We start from the raw sequence: 5,948 nt of genomic DNA, 5'->3' as shown, positions 1-5,948 counted from the left end.
GGCGGCGGTTCTGCGACAGCGTCGAGGCATCGAACACACCATCGGTCAGCTTCATCCTCAGAAACCAGCGATAGGCGACATTGACCTCGATCTCGCGCACCAGCTGACGTTCCGAGCGGATGCCGAACAGGTAGCCGATGAACAAAGCCTTGAACATCAAGGTCGGATCGAGCGCCGGGCGGCCGTTGTCGGCGCAGTAAAGTCCGGCAACCCGATCATGGATAAAGGAGAAGTCTATCACCGCATCGATCTTGCGAAGCAGATGATCCTTGGGCACCAGGCTGTCGAGCGTTACCATCTCGAGAGCCGTCTGGGACGGAGCAGGTTTCTTCAACATGACCCACTGAATCACAAACCCCTGAACAAGGCCAGGGGTTTGTCAACAGTCTGAAGGCGGTCTGAGACCGCCTTTTTTATCGCAGCATGACGGATTGGGTTTCGGGTTCCTCTTCATCTGGCCGAACGGGCGGTGGAACGGAAAAATCGAGCCGCACTGGCAGATGATCGGAGCCGGCATCTTCGCGAGCGGAAACCTTCGCTCCTCCGATTTCAGGGCTTACGAGTATCTGATCAATTGGCAGGCCGATATAGGGCGCGAGCGTAACAGGCAGCAGATGCGTCATCCACGTGCCGCCAATACCGGTCATATGGCGGGTGCCGGAAGCATGTTCGACACGACGGACGGCATTGCTCCACGGTGCCGCATTGAAATCACCAGCGACGACCAGTGGGCCTTTCAGCTTCTGCAGTTCCGGTTCGATGTAGCGGAGTTGATAAGGCTGCCAGCGCGGCCATGGCCATGAAAAGTGCAGTGCTGCGACATGCACGGTTGTTCCACCGAAATTGATCGGCGCAATTGCGAGCAAACCATCGCCGACGCAGGCCGTCTGCGCATCCTGGCTGAAAGGCCGCTTCGACAGGATGCCCACGCCCCATGTGTTGGGATCGTCAGCACAATTGAGATGGTAGGGATAGGAGCCCTGGAGAATGGTGAGCCACATGGTCCATTGGTCGCTCGCTTCCTCATAGGTGACGACGTCCGGCTTCTCCCGCGCGATCATCTGGAGAAGGCGTTTCGGCTCGGGATTATCTTCGCGTAAATTGATCTGGACGAGACTGTAGCGTGCGCCGCCTTGTTCCTGTGCGTGGGCGCCCGTGGAATCGCTCAAGAAATCGCGGGCGGCACCAATGGTTGTGCTGAGTGCCATGACGGCAAACAGCAGCAGCATCGCCGCCTCGCGTCGCATTTTGGTGAAAAGCAAGGGAACGGTCAGCACCGTCAGCAAGACGGCGAGGTGGGCTCTGAAGTGCGAGAAAGAATCGAGAGCCGGATGCACCGCTCCAAGAAATCCTAGTACGAGCGGGACCGACAGCGCGACAGCAGCCAGTAGCAACAGGAATGAAAGGTTTTCATGGCGTTTCGACATGAAATGCCTCTAGCTATTGAATACGGCGCGATGATGAAGAGGAAGGCAGTATGTTGAGAACGTCAGTTGTTCCCGACCGACAAGTGCCCCACTGCTTGTTGCCCTAACTTCACTGGAAAGCCGTCTCGTAGAAGCTACGGAGCTTGCGGGAATGCAGCCGCTCGTCGGGCATGGCAGCGATTTTTTCCATCGCGCGGATACCGATGCGCAGATGCTGTGCGACCTGCCTCTTGTAAAACTCGGTAGCCATGCCCGGCAGTTTCAATTCGCCGTGCAGCGGCTTGTCGGAAACACATAGCAGGGTGCCGTAAGGCACACGGAAACGGAAACCATTGGCCGCGATAGTGGCGGATTCCATATCAAGCGCAACGGCGCGCGCCTGCGAAAGACGTTGCACCGGGCCGCGCTGGTCGCGCAGTTCCCAGTTGCGATTGTCGATGGTTGCAACCGTGCCTGTGCGCATGATCTGTTTCAGGTCATATCCCTCGAGACCGGTAATTTCCTCTACGGCTTCTTCCAGTGCAACCTGAATTTCCGCAAGTGCTGGCAATGGTACCCAGACGGGCAGATCATCATCGAGAACATGATCCTCACGCATATAGGCATGTGCCAGAACGTAATCGCCAAGCTGTTGGCTGTTCCGCAAGCCAGCGCAGTGACCAAGCATCAGCCAGGCGTGAGGGCGCAGCACTGCGATATGGTCAGTTATGGTTTTGGCATTGGACGGACCTACGCCAATATTGACCATGGTAATGCCCGAATGGTCGGCCCGCTGCAGGTGATAGGCTGGCATCTGGGGCAGGCGGGGCAGGGCGCTGCCACTGCTTGGTTCAGTCTCGCCCGCGCGTGTAATCAGATTGCCCGGTTCAACGAACTGTTCATAACCGCCGCCGCCTTCTGCCATCAATTCGCGGGCATAGGCGCAGAACTCGTCCATATAGAACTGGTAGTTGGTGAAGAGCACGAAATTCTGAAAATGCGCCGGATTGGTCGCGGTATAATGCGCGAGCCGATGCAGCGAATAATCGATGCGCTGGGCGGTGAATGGCGCAAGCGGCATCGGTTCGCCCGGTGCGGGCTCGAAGTCGGCGTTGACGATCTTGTCGTCGGTCGCCGCCAGATCGGGTACATCGAACAGATCCCGCAGCGGATGCGTGAAGGCGTTGGCGACGGAAGCCTCGACATAGGTGCCTTCCTTGAAGGCAAAATGGATCGGGATCGGCGTCGAGGATTCCTTCACTGTCACGGTCACACCGTGATTGCGCATCAGGAGGCGAATTTGCTCGTTCAGATAATGATCGAACAAGTCGGGCCGCGTGATGTTTGCGGAATAATCACCCGGTGTCGAGACATGGCCATAGGCCAGCCGCGAATCCACATGAGCGAAGCTGGATGTGGATAGGCAGATCTCGGGATAATAAGCGCGGTAACGTTGCGGCGGAACCTCACCTCGCGCAACCTTCTCGAACGCATCGCGCAAGAAGGCCGTATTGCGATCATAGAGCTTTTGCAGGGCGGCAACCGCCGCGCTGGCATCGTTGAAAACCTCCGGATCAACGGTCGGAGGCGTTTTGATCTCAGTCAGAAATGGATGTTCGATTCGCTGTGTCATGGCCTAGTATAGCAAAGTCTATGACCGTGACATGACCCAGTTTATGCGATGCGTTGCAGGCTCACATAAAGCACGAGGCCGATGCCGCTCATCTGGGAATGCTGGCCAATCTGCGTGTAGGCGAATGTGGCTGCCGGACCGGTGAAAATGGCTGTAAACAGGAAAACCCGAAGGGCGATTGCGGCGATGGTCCGGGTTCTTTTCATGGCCGCTCTCCGACGGGATTCCGGGTGAATGCGGCGACAGGTCCGATTATGGGTTGATCCCGGTAGACGTTGTACCTCTGGTCAACGAAAATGCTGGCGACAGCGGCAATGCCGACGATCATCAGACAGACAATTGTTAAACGCCGAAGCATACCGGTTGGCCCCCAAAGCCGCTGTGATTTCTGTTCTCCCTCGTCAATTTAGCTGATGCGCCTGAACCCTCCCTGAGAGCATCGTTCATGTGGCGTTCAAAAATATTGATGTTCCTTTTATTGCGGTGCATGGCTCTTGTGCCTGCTCGAAAGGGTCTTATGTTTCCCATCATTGGAATGCGGGAACATGTCCCGCTCAACGTCAGGATCAGCGGGAGAGAGCCCATGGCCGAACAGACCAAGCCCATCGAGTTGTATTATTGGCCCACACCGAACGGCTTCAAGATCAGCATCATGCTGGAAGAGCTGGGCGTTCCCTACGAGGTCAAGTATGTCAATATCGGAAAGGGCGATCAGTTTCAGCCGGACTTTTTGAAGATTGCTCCGAACAACCGTATGCCCGCCATCATCGATCCGGAAGGACCGGACGGCCGGCCGATTTCGGTGTTCGAGTCCGGAGCAATCCTGCAGTATCTCGGGCGGAAATTCGGTAAGTTCTACCCGACCGATGAACGCAAGCGCGTTGCCGTTGACGAATGGCTGATGTGGCAGATGGGTGGCCTCGGCCCGATGTCCGGGCAGGCCGGGCATTTCCGTGTGTATGCGCCGGAAAAGGTTCAGTACGGCATCGACCGCTATACCAACGAAGTCAATCGTCTCTATGGTGTCCTGAATAGGCAGTTGGAAGGCAAAGAATACATTGCAGGCGAATATTCAATTGCCGACATGGCTTCGATCGGCTGGATCAATGCCTTTAAGAACTATGACCAGAACCTGGATGATTTCCCGAACCTGAAGCGCTGGCATGGGACGGTGAATGCTCGTCCGGCTGTTCAACGCGGTCTGCTTGTCGGGAAAGAAGAACGAGAAAAATCCAATCTGGCAACCGACAAGGAAGCCCAAAAAATTCTCTTCGGCCAGAAGGCACGCTGAATAAGTGTTCAAAAGAAAAGGGCAGCCTCAAAAGCTGCCCTTTTTTATTCCGGATGCCACTGGATATTACTGGCGCGTGAGGCTCTCGCTCTTGCAGATCAAACCGCCCATCACGCAGCCTGAAAGCGAAAGCGTATTGCCTTTAACGCTGGCCTTACCGGTATAGGTTTTGCCTTCATCCAGCTTGTTGACCTCACCCTTGTAGCTGCCGCCTGTGCCTGACATCGTGCCAATGGACTTGCCCTTGTATTCGCCGGTCTGCACCGTACCGCAGAACTTGTTGGCGCCGCAGGATGTATAGCTGATGATTGTGCCATTCGGGCGCTTCCACGTGCCGACAATTCCTTCATCGGCAAGAGCAGGAACGGCAAAAGTGGCTGCAAGCGTCATTCCAAGAATAAGTGTGCGGATCATTCTTTCCTCCCAAATCGCCGCAAATCCCGGTTCTGTTCTGTCGGGTGGGCGATGAAACCGCTGTGATGCACTCTGAAGTTTGAGGCAGAAGGCTCCTCGTCCATCCTTCAAACTTACGCAAACGTAAACGTAAACCAGTTTTTGGCGAAGCGGAAGAGGGATATTTGTGTCGCGCTCGGCACATGAAACACTGCCCTTTGTACACGCACGCCCGCATTCGAATGTTGTCTATAGTTAGCAACTGGTTTCGTTCGATCATGCGGATTTGAATCGAATTTTCGCGAAAATCCAGCAATCGGCGGCACTTGCATGTTTAACAAAATCCCAAGTTTACCCCTTGTTCGGATTTTGTTGGTTGCTCGTTAAGCATCTGGTTTAACGCGCATTTCAAACCTTTCCCGTAGATTTGAGAGCATGAACGGAACGACAGAGACGGCAGTTTCGAAGCAACCAAATCAGGCTTTGAAATAAAGACCGGACGGTTCTCGGGATTTAACAGGGACAAAGAAAATGGCACAGTTTCAGAGCTTCTCGAATACGCACAACGCAGTAGCACAGGATCGCATTCTTCTGGAAATGGGCATGAAATTTGCCATCGGCCGCGACTGCGAGATCGATGTGGTGGAAGCCCACAAATGGCTGAACATTGCCGCGATCCGCGGCAGTGAAAAGGCTGCCCGCATGCGCAATCAGGTGGCTGCCACGATGAGCAAGGGCGAACTGGCAGCAGCGCTGCGCGGCGCGAGGGAGTGGATGACCGCTCACTGACCGGCAAGATAGTCGCTTATGAAAAAAGCCGCCTTCAAGGCGGCTTCAGACTGTTGACAAACCCCTGGCCTTGTTCAGGGGTTTGTGATTCAGTGGGTCATGTTGAAGAAACCTGCTCCGTCCCAGACGGCTCTCGAGATGGTAACGCTCGACAGCCTGGTGCCCAAGGATCATCTGCTTCGCAAGATCGATGCGGTGATAGACTTCTCCTTTATCCATGATCGGGTTGCCGGACTTTACTGCGCCGACAACGGCCGCCCGGCGCTCGATCCGACCTTGATGTTCAAGGCTTTGTTCATCGGCTACCTGTTCGGCATCCGCTCGGAACGTCAGCTGGTGCGCGAGATCGAGGTCAATGTCGCCTATCGCTGGTTTCTGAGGATGAAGCTGACCGATGGTGTGTTCGATGCCTCGACGCTGTCGCAGAACCGCCGCC

At 55.4% G+C, this 5,948-nt stretch carries 8 protein-coding genes; 3 read left to right on the top strand and 5 right to left on the bottom strand.

Annotation, left to right across the window (positions count from 1 at the left end):
* The 4 genes from AAE521_RS26670 to AAE521_RS26655 all read right to left on the bottom strand — a co-directional run.
* Positions 1 to 337: transposase (locus AAE521_RS26670; protein WP_342062575.1), on the bottom strand; the 337-nt coding region annotated here is incomplete at its 3' end.
* A gap of 76 nt (positions 338 to 413) precedes the next feature.
* Positions 414 to 1,427, bottom strand: coding sequence for an endonuclease/exonuclease/phosphatase family protein (locus AAE521_RS26665; protein WP_342062981.1), 1,014 nt, complete (start codon positions 1,425 to 1,427; stop codon positions 414 to 416).
* A gap of 109 nt (positions 1,428 to 1,536) precedes the next feature.
* Complete coding sequence (locus AAE521_RS26660) at positions 1,537 to 3,039, bottom strand: AMP nucleosidase (RefSeq protein WP_342062980.1); 1,503 nt, start codon at positions 3,037 to 3,039, stop codon at positions 1,537 to 1,539.
* 41 nt (positions 3,040 to 3,080) lie between these two features.
* A complete protein-coding gene (locus AAE521_RS26655; RefSeq protein ID WP_167375529.1) occupies positions 3,081 to 3,245 on the bottom strand; it encodes a hypothetical protein in 165 nt (54 codons plus the stop codon).
* 377 nt (positions 3,246 to 3,622) lie between these two features.
* Here AAE521_RS26655 and AAE521_RS26650 point away from each other — a divergent pair, with 377 nt between their 5' ends.
* Complete coding sequence (locus AAE521_RS26650) at positions 3,623 to 4,330, top strand: glutathione S-transferase N-terminal domain-containing protein (RefSeq protein ID WP_342062979.1); 708 nt, start codon at positions 3,623 to 3,625, stop codon at positions 4,328 to 4,330.
* 66 nt (positions 4,331 to 4,396) lie between these two features.
* On the opposite strand, the gene AAE521_RS26645 is transcribed toward AAE521_RS26650, so the two are convergent.
* Positions 4,397 to 4,744: a DUF2147 domain-containing protein gene (locus AAE521_RS26645; RefSeq protein ID WP_342062978.1), complete on the bottom strand. Its 348-nt coding sequence runs from the start codon at positions 4,742 to 4,744 to the stop codon at positions 4,397 to 4,399.
* A 510-nt stretch (positions 4,745 to 5,254) separates the two neighbouring features.
* On the opposite strand from AAE521_RS26645, the gene AAE521_RS26640 reads away from it, so the two are divergent.
* Together AAE521_RS26640 and AAE521_RS26635 are read left to right on the top strand one after the other, a co-directional pair.
* Positions 5,255 to 5,512 carry a hypothetical protein gene (locus AAE521_RS26640; protein ID WP_010661614.1) on the top strand — a complete coding sequence of 86 codons (258 nt, stop codon included), beginning with the start codon at positions 5,255 to 5,257 and terminating at the stop codon, positions 5,510 to 5,512.
* Between the two features lie 99 nt (positions 5,513 to 5,611).
* Positions 5,612 to 5,948, top strand: a 337-nt coding sequence (locus tag AAE521_RS26635) for a transposase (RefSeq protein ID WP_342062575.1), incomplete at its 3' end; no start/stop codon positions are given.

Origin of the sequence: Brucella cytisi, assembly GCF_038433355.1 — a bacterium.
Taxonomy (GTDB): Bacteria; Pseudomonadota; Alphaproteobacteria; order Rhizobiales; family Rhizobiaceae; genus Brucella; species Brucella cytisi.
The sequence above is the reverse complement of the archived record's forward strand: the minus strand, read 5'-3'. Positions and strand labels throughout refer to the sequence as shown.